Annotated in this window: 13 protein-coding genes; 1 reads left to right on the forward strand and 12 read right to left on the reverse strand. The window is 62.7% G+C overall.

Going from position 1 to position 15,071, the window contains the following annotated elements:
• Positions 1 to 10: 10 nt before the first annotated feature.
• The 10 genes from AC3RCJ_RS21850 to AC3RCJ_RS21895 form a co-directional block, all read right to left on the reverse strand.
• Positions 11 to 616 carry a toll/interleukin-1 receptor domain-containing protein gene (locus AC3RCJ_RS21850; RefSeq protein ID WP_492959008.1) on the reverse strand — a complete coding sequence of 202 codons (606 nt, stop codon included), beginning with the start codon at positions 614 to 616 and terminating at the stop codon, positions 11 to 13.
• 270 nt (positions 617 to 886) lie between these two features.
• Entirely contained in the window at positions 887 to 2,929 is a 2,043-nt protein-coding gene (gene yoaA / locus AC3RCJ_RS21855; RefSeq protein ID WP_492959010.1) for a DNA repair helicase YoaA, read from the reverse strand.
• Positions 2,930 to 2,978: 49 nt separating this feature from the next.
• Positions 2,979 to 3,179: a YdcH family protein gene (locus tag AC3RCJ_RS21860; protein ID WP_492959012.1), complete on the reverse strand. Its 201-nt coding sequence runs from the start codon at positions 3,177 to 3,179 to the stop codon at positions 2,979 to 2,981.
• 148 nt (positions 3,180 to 3,327) lie between these two features.
• Positions 3,328 to 4,059: a hypothetical protein gene (locus tag AC3RCJ_RS21865; RefSeq protein WP_492959014.1), complete on the reverse strand. Its 732-nt coding sequence runs from the start codon at positions 4,057 to 4,059 to the stop codon at positions 3,328 to 3,330.
• A gap of 10 nt (positions 4,060 to 4,069) precedes the next feature.
• Positions 4,070 to 5,167, reverse strand: coding sequence for a cell division protein ZapE (gene zapE, locus AC3RCJ_RS21870; RefSeq protein ID WP_492959016.1), 1,098 nt, complete (start codon positions 5,165 to 5,167; stop codon positions 4,070 to 4,072).
• Between the two features lie 69 nt (positions 5,168 to 5,236).
• Positions 5,237 to 6,667 carry a dihydrolipoyl dehydrogenase gene (lpdA, locus tag AC3RCJ_RS21875; protein ID WP_070254080.1) on the reverse strand — a complete coding sequence of 477 codons (1,431 nt, stop codon included), beginning with the start codon at positions 6,665 to 6,667 and terminating at the stop codon, positions 5,237 to 5,239.
• Entirely contained in the window at positions 6,657 to 7,028 is a 372-nt protein-coding gene (locus AC3RCJ_RS21880) for a PspC domain-containing protein (RefSeq protein WP_492959018.1), read from the reverse strand. Before AC3RCJ_RS21880 ends, lpdA begins: the two co-directional genes overlap by 11 nt.
• Positions 7,029 to 7,122: 94 nt before the next feature.
• Entirely contained in the window at positions 7,123 to 8,379 is a 1,257-nt protein-coding gene (gene odhB, locus AC3RCJ_RS21885) for a 2-oxoglutarate dehydrogenase complex dihydrolipoyllysine-residue succinyltransferase (RefSeq protein ID WP_492959020.1), read from the reverse strand.
• 117 nt (positions 8,380 to 8,496) lie between these two features.
• Complete coding sequence (locus AC3RCJ_RS21890) at positions 8,497 to 11,352, reverse strand: 2-oxoglutarate dehydrogenase E1 component (RefSeq protein WP_492959022.1); 2,856 nt, start codon at positions 11,350 to 11,352, stop codon at positions 8,497 to 8,499.
• A gap of 241 nt (positions 11,353 to 11,593) precedes the next feature.
• On the reverse strand, positions 11,594 to 12,580 hold the full coding sequence (locus AC3RCJ_RS21895; protein WP_492959024.1) for a LysR family transcriptional regulator: 987 nt from the start codon (positions 12,578 to 12,580) through the stop codon (positions 11,594 to 11,596).
• Positions 12,581 to 12,698: 118 nt separating this feature from the next.
• On the opposite strand from AC3RCJ_RS21895, the gene AC3RCJ_RS21900 reads away from it, so the two are divergent.
• A complete protein-coding gene (locus AC3RCJ_RS21900) occupies positions 12,699 to 13,199 on the forward strand; it encodes an MBL fold metallo-hydrolase (RefSeq protein WP_492959026.1) in 501 nt (166 codons plus the stop codon).
• A gap of 71 nt (positions 13,200 to 13,270) precedes the next feature.
• Here the strand turns inward: AC3RCJ_RS21900 and gltA are convergent, their stop codons facing one another.
• Positions 13,271 to 14,572 carry a citrate synthase gene (gene gltA, locus AC3RCJ_RS21905; RefSeq protein WP_034752071.1) on the reverse strand — a complete coding sequence of 434 codons (1,302 nt, stop codon included), beginning with the start codon at positions 14,570 to 14,572 and terminating at the stop codon, positions 13,271 to 13,273.
• Between the two features lie 121 nt (positions 14,573 to 14,693).
• Positions 14,694 to 14,975: an FAD assembly factor SdhE gene (locus AC3RCJ_RS21910; protein ID WP_034752073.1), complete on the reverse strand. Its 282-nt coding sequence runs from the start codon at positions 14,973 to 14,975 to the stop codon at positions 14,694 to 14,696.
• Between the last annotated feature and the right edge of the window lie 96 nt (positions 14,976 to 15,071).

A 15,071-nucleotide genomic window follows, 5' to 3' on the forward strand; every position in this document is an offset into this window, starting at 1 on the left:
TTTACGTGGATTAACGTGGAAAGTGGGGAGGCGGAACGGCGCGCCATTCCGGCGGAATATCAGGCAAGACGAAACGGCTGCAATCGTGGCCCGGCGGTGTCGAACGCTTGAGCAGGTGATAGTGCGTGGCAATGCGCTGCACGATGCGTTCGATATCGGGCAGGTATTGCGGATTCGACTTCAGGTCGCCGCTGGCCAGCGTGTAGCCGGAAAAATCGACATACAGCCCGCCGCCCGTGATTTGCGGCGGCAAACCGTCGGGATGGCGGGTCATGATGATGGGAATGGTGATATGGCTGGGCAAGTCGTACCAGGTGCGGCGCTCCTGCTCGATCAGTTGCATGGCGGCAAATTCGCGCCGCGTGTAGCCATGCGCTTCGTATTTGGGCGTGTACAGCACGATCATGCAGACGCTCTGGCACATGGCGCGCGCCACGCGGCCGTCGAGATCGTCGCCACCCCCCAGTTGTTCGCTATCGATGAACAGCACTTCCTCGCGGTCGAGATGCGGCTCCAGATAGCACGCCAGCGCCTCGATGAGGTCATTCTTGAACTTGTTCATGAACGCATACTGGCCGTGTGCATAGCTTAAGAAACAGCCGTAGCGGATATCCATGGCATCCCCCTGTTTCCTCGTGCAGCCCCCGCCATCACCGCGCCCCGCTCGCGCAAGGCATGAGCTCACTGTAAACCGCTGGGCAACAGCCTGTTTGCGCTGGCACAAACAAGCGTCTGGCGTCCTGGACATCAGAAAAATGCCAGAAAATGGCGCAATCACGCCATTTCCTGGCATGGCGACCGCACACGAAGGCACCGCGCGCACAGCGCTGGCAGCTGGATACCAAAAGGAAATAAGCCGGCGCGCGGATGGCGCCGGCGGCAAACGCTAGGCGCCCTTGGCGGGCAGGTTGCGGAAGAACTCGACCACTTCGGCAGTGTCGCGCGTGCGCTTGAATGGCGGCAGGCTTTGCCAGATGCGCTTGCCATACGGCTTGGAAATGAGGCGCGGATCGCAGATCATCAGCACGCCGCGGTCACCCTCGTCGCGGATCAGGCGGCCGGCGCCCTGCTTCAGGTTGATGATGGCTTCCGGCAGCGAGTGATGCATGAAGCCATTCTTGCCCTGCTTCTCCATGACCTCGATGCGCGCGGCCAGCACGGGGTCGTCCGGCGGCGCGAACGGCAGCTTGTCGATGATCACCAGCGACAAGGCATCGCCGCGCACATCGACGCCTTCCCAGAAACTCTGACTGCCGATCAGCACGCCATTCCCGGCGGCGCGGAACTGGTCGAGCAATTCCGTGCGGCCCTTGTCGCCCTGCACGAACAGGGGGAAATTCAAGCCCCGCTGCTTGAATTCGTCGGCCAGGCGTTCGGCGGCCCGCTTGACGGCGCGCAAGGTGGTGCACAGGAAGAAGGTGCGCCCGCCCGCCGCCTCGATGATGGGCAGGGCGCAATCGATGACGGCGTCCGTGTAGCCGAGGGAATTCGGTTGCGGCAGGTTTTGCGGCACGAACAGCAGACCCTGCTGGCCATAGTCGAACGGGCTCGGCCAGGTGTGCGACGGTTCGCCCGTCAAGCCCATCTGTTCCGAAAAATGCTTGAAGTCGTTTTTCACGGCCAGGGTGGCCGAGGTGAAGATCCAGCTGCGCGGCGTGCCTTCGCGCTGATTGTTGAAGATGGGCGCGATCGACAATGGCGTTTTATGCAATTGCAGGGAGCTGGAAAATGCTTCCACCCAGAACACGGCTTCCTCGCCGGCCGCCACTTTCGCCTTCGGATCGAACTTCCAGCCGCTCAGCTGCTGCGCCAGCTCGACGCCGCGCACGCGGCACTGCTCCAGGGTTTCCGCCCGTTCCGCCTGGGTTTCCAGCACGGCCACCATGCCATCGAGCTCATCCTTGAGAGTCTCCAGCGCGGGGAAGAAGTCGCTCGACGGGGCGATCTGCGGCAGGGACAGGCGCACGATATCCTGCGGGAACGTCAGGCGCAGGTCGCGCGCGGCCTTTTCCACCACGGTGACGGTCTTGGCCCAGTCGATGCCGCGCGCATGCGCGAGGCCCTCGGCCAGCACGTCGCGGCACAGCTCCAGGATTTGCGAGGTGGACACCGTGTTACCGAAGAACAAGGTCGCCGTATCGGGCAGCTGGTGCGCCTCATCGAAGATGATGGTATTGGCCGAGGGCAGCAATTCGGCCACGCCCGTGTCCTTCAGGGCCACGTCGGCAAAGAACAGATGGTGGTTGACCACCACCACGTCGGCCTGCTGGGCTTCCTTGCGGGCCTTCATGACGAAGCAATCCTGGTAATACTGGCACTCGGCGCCCATGCAGGTGTCGCGCGTGGACGTCACCAGGTTCCAGATCATGGCGTTTTCCGGCACCTTGGCCAGCTCCGCCTTGTCGCCGGAGCTGGTCATCTTGATGAAGCGCGAGATTTCGCGCAGATGGCCCACGTCGTCGCGCGACGTCATGCGGCCGTTCTGCAAGGTGCGCTCCAGGTGATAGTGGCAGACGTAGTTCGAGCGGCCCTTCAGCAAGGCCACGGAAACGGGCGCCTGCAGCGCCGCGCGCACGGTGGGAATGTCGCGCAGGAACAATTGATCCTGCAAGTTTTTCGTGCCCGTGGAAACGATGGTCTTGCCGCCCCACATCAGGGCCGGCACCAGGTAGGCAAAGGTCTTGCCCGTGCCCGTGCCCGCCTCGGCGATCAGGGTCGTCTGGCTGTCGATGGCATGCGCGATGGCCTTGGCCATCTCGGTTTGCGAACGGCGCGGCTTGTAGCTGCCCACGGCGGGACCGAGCGGGCCACCGGCGCCAAACAGGCGCTCGATGTCGGCATCGTGCTTGCCCGGTTCAGCCTGGGGTTCGGCTGGCGCCGCCAGTGGCAGGTCATCTGCACTTGCAGGCGATAAATTGTGATCGGTCAAAATATACTTAAAGTTATGGCTGGGCCAGGCTGGACGCTACTGGCGCCCCTCAGGCCGGAACATCGGGCACCAATTGCATTTTCAGCAAGGTGATGTGATCCTTCAATTGCAATTTGCGTTTTTTCAGCCGGCGCAATTGCAGCTCGTCATGATGACCATCGAGTGTCAGCAACTCGATCACCGCATCGAGGTCACGGTGTTCCACGTCGAGTTCAATCAGGCGCCGCTGTATATGCTGTGCATCGCTCATGTGTTGCGTTCCAGGCAATGTTGAAAACGGCCGTGCGCAGCGTATGCGCGCGGCCATCTGCGCCGGGATGACCGGCAAAGACGTAGTTTAACCTGCCGCGCGCGATAGGGCACGCCATTTCAGATGGCGCTGCGCTGGCGCGGCGGATTTACTTGACCGGCACCGACGCGGCGGAGGCGGCGCCGGCCGCCGCGCTGGCGGCAGCGGCTGCCTTGGCCGCCTTGGCGTCCGCTTCGGCCTGGCGCTCGGCCAGGCGCTGCGCCACGCGCTTCTGCCGCGCAACCGCTTCAGCCTGCTTGCGCGCAAAGTCCGCTTCACGCGCGGCGCGGCGCGGCGCATCGGCAGCGTCCTGGGCCGCCTGCTTCTTCAGCTGCGCCGCATGCTCGGCTTCGCGTTCGGCCAGGCTCTTGCCCGCCGGCTTGTCCGCTGCCGGCTCTGGCGCCACCACCTTCACGGGCTTGGGCGCGGCGGCGGCGCGCTGGGCCGCGTCCGCGCGCGCATCTTCCTGCGTCCTGGCCAGGTCGAGATCGCGCAGGCGCACGGATTCGGCGCGCTTGAAGTGGTTCGCCTCGGCTTCGATGGCGCGCAGGCGCACCAGGGTCAGACGGCGCTTTTCCTTGGCCTTGTCGAGGCAGCTATTCACGAAGAACCTGGCATAGCATTCCAGCTCGCGCGCGGCAAATTCGCTTTCGGCCGCCGCGCGTTCGCTGGCTGCCTGCTTGAGCTTGGCATCCGCCTCCTCGACCGACAAGGTGGCGGGCACCTGCGGCGCGCCGACCATCTCGGCGGCCGTCTGGCCCTGGTGCGCGCAGGCGGACAGCGCCAGGCCCAGGCCCAGGGCCACAGCCAGCTTGAATATCGTATTTGCCATCATCTTCATTATCTCTGCCTCAAACGATCGCGTCGGCCGCGCCGCGCTGTTCTTTTTCCATGTATTCACGCGATTGCATTTCAATGATGCGCGATACCGTACGGTGAAACTCGTTGGCCAGCATGCCATTCGTGTACAGCTGCTCCGGCACCACTTCGGCCGACATGATCAGCTTGACCTTTTGATCATAAAACACGTCGATCAGCCAGGTGAAGCGGCGCGCCTCGGACGACTGCGCCGCCGACATGGCCGGTATCCCGGACAATATCACTGTATGGAAGCGGCTGGCGATTTCCAGGTAATCATTTTGCGAACGGGGCCCGCCGCACAGGGTGGCGAAATCGAACCAGATGATGCCGCCGGCGCGGCGCAGGCAATGGATTTCGCGGCTCTCGATGCGGATGCGCGCGTCTTCGTCGGCCGTCTCGGCGATGCGCGTGTAGGCGTCGCGCAGGGCCTGGTCGGTGGCAGCGCCCAGCGGCGTATAGTAGCTTTCCACCTGCTCCAGCGCGCGGCCGCGGTAATCGACGCCGGCGTCGACGTTCATCACGTCGAGCTTGGCCTTGAGCAGCGCGATGGTCGGCAGCATGCGGTCGCGGTGCAGGCCGTCCGGATACAGCAGGTCCGGGTCGTAATTCGAGGTCATGATGAAGGACACGCCGTTGTCGAACAGGGCCGACAGCAGGTTGTACAGGATCATCGCGTCGGCGATGTCCGAGACGTGGAATTCATCGAAGCAGATCAGGCGGTATTTCTTGGCGATGCGCTTGGCGACGTCGTCGAGCGGGTCGGCCACGCCCTTCAGTTCGTCGAGCTGCTGGTGCACGCCGCGCATGAATTCATGGAAGTGCAGTCGCGTCTTGCGCACCACCGGCACGACCGAATAGAAGCTATCCATCAGGAACGACTTGCCGCGCCCCACCCCACCCCACATGTACACGCCTTTCGGCACGGCGGGACGGTTGATCAGGCGCTTGAAGGTGCTCGAACGCTGGCCCTTGTAGGCCACCCATTCGTCATAGCACAGCTGCAGGCGGTCGACGGCGCGCCGCTGGGCGGCATCGGCCTTGAAATCGCGCTTCTGCAACGCGTGCTGGTAAAACTCTTCAACGTTCATGGGATTCGCTTTAACGCACAGGGGCGCCGGCGGAAAAATCCGCGAGCGCCCCTGAAGGACTAACTACAATTAAAAGTTCAACGTGCGCTTGTCAACCGCCAGTGCCGCTTCCTTGGTCGCTTCCGACAGGGACGGGTGGGCGTGGCAGATGCGCGCGATGTCTTCGGCCGAGGCCTTGAATTCCATCGCCACGACGGCTTCGGAAATCAGTTCGGACGCCATCGGGCCGACGATGTGCACGCCGAGGATTTCATCGGTGGTCGCGTCGGCCAGGAATTTCACCATGCCCGAGGTGTCGCCCAGCGCGCGCGCACGGCCGTTGGCCATGAACGGGAAGGTGCCGGCCTTGTAGGCGATGCCTTCCGCCTTCAGGGTTTGCTCGGTCTTGCCAACCCACGCGATTTCCGGCGAGGTGTAGATCACCCACGGAATCGTGTTGAAGTTGGTGTGGCCATGCTGGCCGGCGATACGCTCGGCCACGGCAACGCCTTCTTCTTCGGCCTTGTGCGCCAGCATCGGGCCGCGCACGACGTCGCCCACCGCCCACACGTTCGGCAGGTTGGTCTTGCAGTCGCCGTCGACGGCGATGAAGCCGCGCTCGTCGAGCTGCAGGCCGACCTTGTCGGCACCCAGGCCGTTCGTGTTCGGCGTGCGGCCGATCGAGATGATCAGCTTGTCGAACACGGCTTTTTGCGCTTCGCCCTTGGCGTCCACGAATTCCACGGTGACGTCTTTCTTGCCTGGCGTGATCGCACCGATCTTGCAACCGAGGTTGATCTTCAAGCCTTGCTTGGTGAACAACTTCGACGCTTCCTTGGCGATCTGCTCGTCGACGGCGCCCAGGAAGACCGGCAGGCCTTCGAGCACGGTGACGTCGGAGCCGAGGCGGCGCCAGACGCTGCCCATTTCCAGGCCAATCACGCCGGCACCGATGACGCCCAGCTTGGCGGGGACGGCGTCGATGGCCAGCGCGCCCGTGTTCGACAGGATCAGTTTCTCGTCGAATGGTGCGCCCGGGAGTTCGCGTGCGTTCGAGCCGGTGGCGATGACCACGTGCTTGGCCGTCAGGGTTTCGTTGGCTTCGCCCGTCACGCTGATCTCATACGTGCCAGCGGCGGCGGCGGCGAAAGCGGCGCGGCCGTGGAAGAAGGCGATCTTGTTCTTCTTGAACAGGTACAGGATGCCGTCGTTGTTCTGCTTGACGACGGTGTCCTTGCGCTTGAGCATCTGGCCCAGGTTCAGCTTCAGGCCGGCGACGTCGATGCCGTGCTCGGCGAAGCTGTGGCCCGCGTGTTCGAAATGCTCGGACGATTGCAGCAGCGCTTTCGACGGGATGCAGCCGACGTTGGTGCAGGTGCCGCCAGGAGCGGCGCCGCCCTTGGCGTTCGACCACTCGTCGACGCAGGCGACGGAAAAGCCCAGCTGCGCTGCGCGGATGGCGGCGATGTAGCCGCCAGGGCCCGCGCCGATGACAACTACGTCAAATTGTTTAGTACTCATGTTTTGTTATTCCAATCTCTTCGTCTGGTACGAAAATCCACAATAGAAGGTAAATCACCACGCCGAAGCCGAAGGTCAATGTAAACAGGACGAAGACGAGGCGCCAGATCCACGCTTCCATGCCGGAAGCGCGGCCCAGGCCGCCGCACACGCCGCCGAGCCAGCGGTCGTTGCGCGAGCGGCGCAGGCGGTTGAATTCCTGCACCAGGTCGTTCGACGGGCCGGCACCGGACGTGCTGTCCGGCTTGTCCAGGTTGATATTGCTCAGGAGCTTGGCTTTCGCTTGCGCGAATTCCGCGTCGCTCAGGGCGCCCGCCAGGTGCAACTCGTGCAGACGCTTGATTTCTTCAGAGACGTTCATGGGAATCCTCTTTCATTGAGATCAGCCAGCTGCGTCTTCTGGCAAGGGGTATCAGCTACATTGCCCCGGCGGCGACGCCGGGGGACTACAGTGCTTACAGGTCCAGCAGCAGGCGTGCAGGATCTTCCAGCGCTTCTTTCATCGCCACCAGGCCCAGGACGGCTTCGCGGCCGTCGATGATGCGGTGGTCGTAGGACATGGCCAGGTAGTTCATCGGACGCACCACGATCTGGCCGTTTTCGACAACGGCGCGGTCCTTGGTCGCATGCACGCCCAGGATGGCCGATTGCGGCGGGTTGATGATCGGGGTCGACAGCATGGAGCCGAAGGTGCCGCCGTTCGAGATCGAGAACGTGCCGCCCGTCAGGTCGTCCAGGGTCAGCTTGCCTTCCTTGGCTTTCGCGCCGAATTCACCGATTTTTTTCTCGATGTCGGCGATCGACAGCTGGTCCGCGTTGCGGATGATAGGCACGACCAGGCCGCGCGGCGAACCGACAGCGATGCCGATGTCGAAGTAGCCGTGGTAGACGATGTCGTTGCCGTCAACGGAGGCATTGATGATCGGGTATTTTTTCAGGGCGGCGACGGCGGCCTTGACGAAGAAGGACATGAAGCCCAGCTTGACGCCGTGCTCTTTCTCGAACTTGTCCTTGTACTTGTTGCGCAGGTCGATGACCGGCTGCATGTTCACTTCATTGAACGTGGTCAGGATGGCGTTCGTCGATTGCGATTGCAGCAGGCGCTCGGCGATACGCGCGCGCAGGCGGCTCATCGGCACGCGCTCTTCCGGACGGTCGCCCAGGCTGGCGGCCGACGGCGTGGCAACTTGCTGCAGCGCCGGCTTGGCGGCGGCTGGCGCCAGTGGCGCGACAGCTGGCTTGGCGGCAGCGGCCAGGGCGTCGCCCTTGGTCACGCGGCCGTCTTTGCCGGAACCGGCGACGTCGCCAGCGGCCAGGCCTTTTTCGGACAGGATCTTGGCGGCGGCAGGCATGGCGACATCGCCCTTGCTCGCGGCAGCTGGTGCGGAGGCGTTGGCGGCGTCCTGCGCGGCGGCGGCCAGGGCTGGCGCAGGCACGGCCGACACTTCCATCGGGCTGACCTTGGCCGAACCGTCGGTATCGATGATGGCGATGACTTCGCCGGCGACGACGGTGGCGCCGTCAGCCTTGATGATCTGCACGATCACGCCTGCGGCCGGCGCCGGCAGTTCCAGCACCACTTTATCGGTTTCGATATCGATCATGTTTTCGTCGCGCGCGACTGCTTCGCCGACTTTCTTGTGCCATGCCAGCAGGGTCGCTTCCGCAACCGATTCCGACAACTGGGGAACTTTGACTTCGATTTGTGCCATGTAAAACTCCGTTTATTTTGTTATTGCGGCGCCGCCCCTGCGTAGCAAGGGCGGCGCTCCGTCACGATGTATGCGAACAGGCGCCATGCGTAGGCATGGCGCCCGTTATCCTGCCACTTACTTGGTCAGGATAAAACCCTTCAGCTTCGAGAATGCCGTTTCCAGCAGATCTTTTTGCTGGGCGTAGTGCTTGTCATAGTAACCGACAGCAGGCGACGCCGAAGCAGGACGGCCGGCGTAGGCCAGACGCTGACCCGATTCCAGGCCTTCGAAGATGTTGTGCTGGATCTGGAACCAGGCGCCCTGGTTTTGCGGCTCGTCCTGTGCCCAGACGACTTCGACCAGGTTCGGGAACTTCTTCAGTTCGGCAGCAAACGACTTGTGCGGGAACGGATACAGCTGTTCCAGGCGCACGATGGCCGTGTCGGTCTGGCCGCGGGTCTTGCGTGCGTTGACCAGGTCGTAATAGACCTTGCCCGAGCAGGCGACCACGCGCTTGACCTTCTTGGCGTCGATTTTGTCGTCGACTTCGCCGATGACGGTCTGGAAACCGCCCTTGGCCAGGTCGGTCAGCGGCGAACCGGCATCCTTGTTGCGCAACAGCGACTTCGGCGTCAGGATGACCAGCGGCTTGCGGAACTGGCGCACCATCTGGCGGCGCAGCAAATGGAAGATCTGCGAAGCCGTCGTCGGCTGCACCACTTGCATGTTGTTGTCTGCGCACAGCTGCAGGAAACGCTCGGGACGCGCGGACGAGTGCTCAGGACCCTGGCCTTCGTAACCGTGCGGCAGCATCATGACCAGGCCCGAAGCGCGGCCCCACTTCACTTCGCCGGAGCTGATGAATTGGTCGATCACCACTTGCGCGCCGTTGGCGAAGTCGCCGAACTGGGCTTCCCAGATCGTCAGCGTGTTCGGTTCAGCGGTCGAGTAGCCGTATTCGAAGGCCAGCACGGCTTCTTCGGACAGCACCGAGTCGATGACGGTGAACGGCGCCTGGTTGTCCGACACGTTTTGCAGCGGAATGTAGGTACCGGCATCCCAGCGCTCGCGGTTCTGGTCATGCAGCACGGCGTGGCGGTGCACGAAGGTGCCGCGGCCCGCATCCTGGCCCGTCAGGCGGATGGCGTAGCCGGACGATACCAGCGATGCGTAGGCCAGGTGTTCGCCCATGCCCCAGTCCAGGTTCATTTCGCCGCGGCCCATGGTGGCGCGGTCGCCCAGGACTTTTTCCACCAGCGAGTGGACCTTGAACTGTTCCGGCACGGTGGTGATGCGCGCGGCCAGGCGTTTCAGTTCCGTCATCGGCACGGCCGTATCGGCCGAGTCGGTCCATTTCTTGTTCAGGAACGGCAGCCAGTCGACGGCGTACTTGTTCTTGAAGTTCGAGATGACAGGATCGACGGTGTGCTTGCCGGCGTCCATGGCGTCGCGGAAGGCGGCTACCATCTTGTCGCCGCCATCGGCAGGGATCACGCCTTGCGCCACCAGCTTGTCCGCGTACAGCTTGCGGGTGCCTGGATGCTGGCCGATGCGCTTGTACATCAGCGGTTGCGTCAGTGCCGGCGTATCCTGCTCGTTGTGGCCCAGCTTGCGGTAGCAGATGATGTCGAGGACGATGTCCTTCTTGAATTCCATGCGGTAGTCGAGCGCGATCTGCGTCGCCAGCACCACGGCTTCCGGATCATCGGCGTTGATGTGCAGGACCGGTGCTTCGATCATCTTGACGACGTCCGAGCAGTACAGGGTCGAGCGCGAGTCGCGCGGGTCCGAGGTGGTGAAGCCGATCTGGTTGTTGATCACGATATGCACCGTGCCGCCCGTGCCGTAGCCGCGGGTCTGCGCCAGATTCAGCGTTTCCATGACCACGCCCTGGCCGGCGAAGGCGGCATCGCCGTGCACCAGGATAGGCAGCACTTGCGCGCCATGCACGTCGCCGCGGCGATCCATGCGGGCCTTGACGGAACCTTCAACGACAGGGTTGACGATTTCCAGGTGCGACGGGTTGAACGCCAGCGACAGGTGGACCGGGCCGCCCGCGGTGGAGATGTCCGACGAGAAGCCTTGATGGTACTTCACGTCGCCGGCAGGCAGGTCGTCGCCATGCTTGCCTTCGAATTCTTCGAACAGTTCCTGCGGCGCCTTGCCCAGGGTGTTCACCAGCACGTTCAGGCGGCCGCGGTGGGCCATGCCGATGACGATTTCCTGCACGCCTTTTTCGCCGGCGCGCTGGATGGTCTCATCCATCGAGGCGATGAAGGTTTCGCCGCCTTCCAGGGAGAAGCGCTTCTGGCCCACGTAACGGGTGTGCAGATAGCGTTCCAGGCCTTCAGCCGCGGTCAGGCGGTCGAGGATGTGGATTTTTTTCTCCGGGGTGAAGTTCGGGGTGGAGCGGATCGATTCCAGTTTCTCTTGCAGCCAGCGCTTTTCGGCCGGGTCGGAGATGTACATGAATTCGGCGCCGATCGAACGCGTGTAGGTATCGCGCAGGAAGTTCAGCAGGTCGCGCAGGGTGGCGGTCTCGGGGCCGAAATAGGTATTGCTGATGTTGAACACGGTGTCCATGTCCGCATCGGTGAAACCGTAGAAGCTCGGTTCCAGTTCCGGGATCATCGGACGTTCCTGGCGCTGCAGTGGGTCCAGGTTGGCCCAGTGCGTGCCCAGGTAGCGGTAAGCGGCGATCAGCTGGGTGGCGGCGACGCGCTTGCGGCCCATTTCGGCATCGAAGGAAGCGGTCACTGTACGGATCGGGCCTGCTTTTGCGCGCTCGGCGAACGAGGCGACGACGGACGCATGCGCCACGTCAGGCTTGTTGCTGCCATCGACTGCAGGCACGTGCTGCATGGCGTCGAAATAGGCGCGCCAGTTGTCCGGTACCGAACCTGGGTTATTGAGATACGCTTCGTACAGATCTTCCACGTACGGAGCATTCCCACCGAACAGGTAGGAGTTGGACGTAAATTGTTGCATCATATTGCTCACCTTTCTTCGCGCTTCGCGAGATTAGCGGGTTAATCTAACCTTCCGCGACACGGCCTGACCGGTTAGCGGATTGCACATCAAGTTGTGGGGAAGGGCTTTTTTATTGCACCAGCATTCTTCATACCGTCATTTAGAATAGCACGCGGTATTGTAACGCAACAACTGCAAGTTGAATTTTATTTGGCAAGCAAATGTAAGCGGTGTTGCTGATTTTGCCGGGCTTGCAAGCCTGTTACTGTTGCGCTTGCGGCACTTCCTTGCCCACGCCAGGGTGGCGCTTGCGGCCAGGTGGTCTGCCCGGCAAGGACGGCGCCGCGATGGCCGCCAGCCAATCGGCATCGCCGGCGAACCACTCCACCAGGAAGTCGAGCATGGTGCGCAGCAGCGGCGACATGTGCTGGCGCGAGGTATAGATGCCGTAGATGCCCATGTCCTGCGGCTGGTAGGCTGGCAGCAGCTCGACCAGCTGGCCGCTGGCGATCAGCGGCGCGACCGAATAGCGCGGCTGCATGGCGATGCCCGCCCCCGCCACCGTGGCCACCATCAGCACCAGCGACTCATTCGCCGACAGCCGGCCACTGACGGGGACAGTGAGCGCTTCCCCATTGTAGGTAAACTGCCACAGGCTCTTGCCGAAATACGTGTACGTCAGGCAATTATGCAGGGCCAGGTCCTGCGCCCGCCGCGGCGTGCCGTGCGCCGCCAGATACGATGGTGCGGCGCACACCACCGAGGCGCAGCTGGCCAGCTGGCGCGCGATCAGGTTCGGCTCGAGCGCATTCGTGATGCGGATCGCCAGGTCGATGCGCTGCTCCACCAGGTTGACGGCGCGGTTCTCCATCTGCAGGTCGACGGCGGCGCGCGGGTAGCGCCGCAGGTAAGCGGTCACTGCGCCGGCCAGCGCCGTCTGCGCCAGCGATTGCGAACAGGTAATGCGCAGCAAACCATGCGGCGTATCGAGCCCCTCGGGCGAAGCGACGGCCATGGCGCCGGCCACGTCCAGCATTTGCCGGCAGCGCGCCAGGGTCGCGTCGCCCGCATCCGTCAGGCTCAAGCGGCGCGTGGTGCGATGCAGCAAGCGCGCCCCCGCCCACTGCTCCATCTCGGCCAGGTAGCGCGTCACCATGGCGCGCGACATATCGAGCGCCTCGCTGGCGGCGACCATGCTGCCCCGCTCGGCAATGGCGACAAACACCTGCGCGGCGGTTATGCGGTCCATCTGCGGCTTTCCATTGATTCGTCCGATCCATGCAATTAAGTATTGCAATCTACCCTATTTCTCGCCTCCCGGTGCACGGATAGTATGAGGCAATGATCATGAATGTGGGATAGAACCCGTGTTATCGACCTCCGTACTGTATGACCGCCTGGACTTTGGCGCCCCTTCCGGCGGCAACTCCGTTCCGCGCCACGCACTGGCCGGCTTTGCCATGCGCCGCCTGGGCTGTGCCCACGCCCCTTCCCTGCTGCTGAGCGGGCACGGCGAAGCCATCCTCGTCAATGCACAATTCCTGCACAGCGACGCCGTGCAGGTAGCGCAAGCGGTCCAGGCCAGCGGCCGGCGCCTGAGCGCCATCTATATCAGCAGCGCCGAGCCGCAGGCATATTTCGGCCTGGGCGTGCTGCAAGCCGCCTTTCCGCACGCGCGCATCCTCGCCAGCGGCGAGACGGTCGAGACGATCCGCCGCCAGGCGGGCGCCAAGGTGGCCCACTGGGGCGGCATTCTCAAGCACAACGCCCCGCGCAGCATCATCCTGCCGCAGATCCACGAGGGCGCCAGCCTGCCGCTGGAGGGCGCAAGCGTGTGCCTGCAGTCGCTGCTGGCGGCGCTTGGCTGATTCGAACAACATCTGTGCGCATAAAAAAACGGGCCGAAGCCCGTTTTTTGTTTGCTCGATACCGCCGTGGATTAACGCTTGTCCAGTGGCAGTACTTCGCGCGTGGTCGAACCGACGAACAGCTGGCGCGGACGGCCGATTTTCTGTTCCGGATCGGCGATCATTTCGTTCCACTGGGCGATCCAGCCGATCGTACGGGCCATGGCGAAGATACCGGTGAACAGCGATACCGGGATGCCCAGCGCCGATTGCACGATGCCCGAGTAGAAGTCGACGTTCGGGTACAGCTTGCGCGACACGAAGTATTCGTCGTTCAGTGCAATCTTTTCCAGTTCCATCGCCAGCTTGAACAGCGGATCGTCTTGAAGACCCAGTTCTTGCAGCACTTCGTAGCAGGTTTCACGCATCAGCTTGGCGCGTGGATCGAAGTTCTTGTACACGCGGTGGCCAAAGCCCATCAGCTTGACGCCGGAGTTCTTGTCCTTGACTTGCGCGATGAAGGCAGGGATGTTCTCGACGGTGCCGATTTCCTTCAGCATGTTCAGTGCCGCTTCATTGGCGCCGCCGTGGGCAGGGCCCCACAGGCAGGCGATACCGGCAGCGATACAGGCGAACGGGTTGGCGCCCGACGAACCGGCCAGGCGGACGGTCGACGTCGACGCGTTCTGCTCATGGTCCGCGTGCAGGATCAGGATGCGGTCCAGGGCGCGCACCAGCACGTCGTTGACCTTGTACTCTTCGCACGGGTTGGCGAACATCATATGCATGAAGTTGGCGCTGTACGACAGATCGTTGCGCGGATACACGAACGGCTGGCCGACCGAGTACTTGTAGGTCATGGCGACCAGGGTTGGCATCTTGGCGATCAGGCGGATGGCCGACACTTCGCGGTGACGCGGGTCATTGATGTCCAGCGAGTCATGGTAGAACGATGCCAGCGCGCCGACGGTGCCCACCAGGACCGACATCGGATGCGCGTCGCGGCGGAAGCCACGGAAGAAGAATTGCATCTGTTCGTGCACCATCGTGTGCTTGGTGACGGTGTCGACGAACTTGGCTTTCTGCGCCGCGTTCGGCAGTTCGCCGTTCAGCAGCAGGTAGCACGATTCCATGAAGTCGGCGTTGACGGCCAACTGTTCGATCGGGTAACCACGGTACAGCAGCTCGCCCTTGTCGCCGTCGATGTAGGTGATCGACGAGTTGCAGGCGGCCGTCGACATAAAGCCTGGGTCGTAGGTGAACTTGCCGCTACCGGCGTACAGTTTGCGGATGTCGATGACGTCCGGGCCAACCGTGCCTTTGTAGATTGGAAATTCAAGCGATGGGCTGCCATCGGAGAACGACAGGGTAGCTTTTGTGTCAGAGATATTCATGGGCTCTTCCTTCTCGGGAGTGAGTCGAAATTAAAATCAAAAATTCTGGCTGCAATTCGCACCGCATTCGGCAGTGCTACAGCGCGCCACTCGCACCGTTTGCAATATATCGCCCAGGCGTCTAGGCAATGCGCAGTCGTTGCAGCAGTGCGCGCACATGCGGCAGATCGACTTCGCCTTCCGGCTCTTTACGGGCCAGTACCAGATCCATTAACGCATTGTCCGACAAATCCAGCAAACGCGTCAGCGCGTCAACTTCTTCATCGGTCAATTCGGTTTCATACGCATCGAGAAAACGGGTCAGGATAATGTCGTTTTCCAGCAGGCCACGGCGTGAACGCCAGCGCAGGCGGGCGCGGTTGGCCGGGTCGGCCTGATGCGAGGACAAAATTGATTCTGTCATTTGGTTTACCACCTTACAAGTGCCTTGCGGCACGGTACTGCTTTGCAGGCGCCGCCTACAGGCAAGAGAGCATACCCTCTTCCCGCAAACGGCGCC

The sequence above is a fragment of the Janthinobacterium sp. GW822-FHT07H11 genome, from assembly GCF_058798615.1.

What these genes read in the sequence shown, in the direction of transcription:
- AC3RCJ_RS21850 (WP_492959008.1), bottom strand. Translation starts at nt 616, where the DNA reads ATGGATATCCGCTACGGCTGTTTCTTAAGCTATGCACACGGCCAGTAT.
- AC3RCJ_RS21860 (WP_492959012.1), bottom strand. Translation starts at nt 3,179, where the DNA reads ATGAGCGATGCACAGCATATACAGCGGCGCCTGATTGAACTCGACGTG.
- AC3RCJ_RS21865 (WP_492959014.1), bottom strand. Translation starts at nt 4,059, where the DNA reads ATGAAGATGATGGCAAATACGATATTCAAGCTGGCTGTGGCCCTGGGC.
- zapE (WP_492959016.1), bottom strand. Translation starts at nt 5,167, where the DNA reads ATGAACGTTGAAGAGTTTTACCAGCACGCGTTGCAGAAGCGCGATTTC.
- lpdA (WP_070254080.1), bottom strand. Translation starts at nt 6,667, where the DNA reads ATGAGTACTAAACAATTTGACGTAGTTGTCATCGGCGCGGGCCCTGGC.
- AC3RCJ_RS21880 (WP_492959018.1), bottom strand. Translation starts at nt 7,028, where the DNA reads ATGAACGTCTCTGAAGAAATCAAGCGTCTGCACGAGTTGCACCTGGCG.
- odhB (WP_492959020.1), bottom strand. Translation starts at nt 8,379, where the DNA reads ATGGCACAAATCGAAGTCAAAGTTCCCCAGTTGTCGGAATCGGTTGCG.
- AC3RCJ_RS21890 (WP_492959022.1), bottom strand. Translation starts at nt 11,352, where the DNA reads ATGATGCAACAATTTACGTCCAACTCCTACCTGTTCGGTGGGAATGCT.
- AC3RCJ_RS21895 (WP_492959024.1), bottom strand. Translation starts at nt 12,580, where the DNA reads ATGGACCGCATAACCGCCGCGCAGGTGTTTGTCGCCATTGCCGAGCGG.
- gltA (WP_034752071.1), bottom strand. Translation starts at nt 14,572, where the DNA reads ATGAATATCTCTGACACAAAAGCTACCCTGTCGTTCTCCGATGGCAGC.
- AC3RCJ_RS21910 (WP_034752073.1), bottom strand. Translation starts at nt 14,975, where the DNA reads ATGACAGAATCAATTTTGTCCTCGCATCAGGCCGACCCGGCCAACCGC.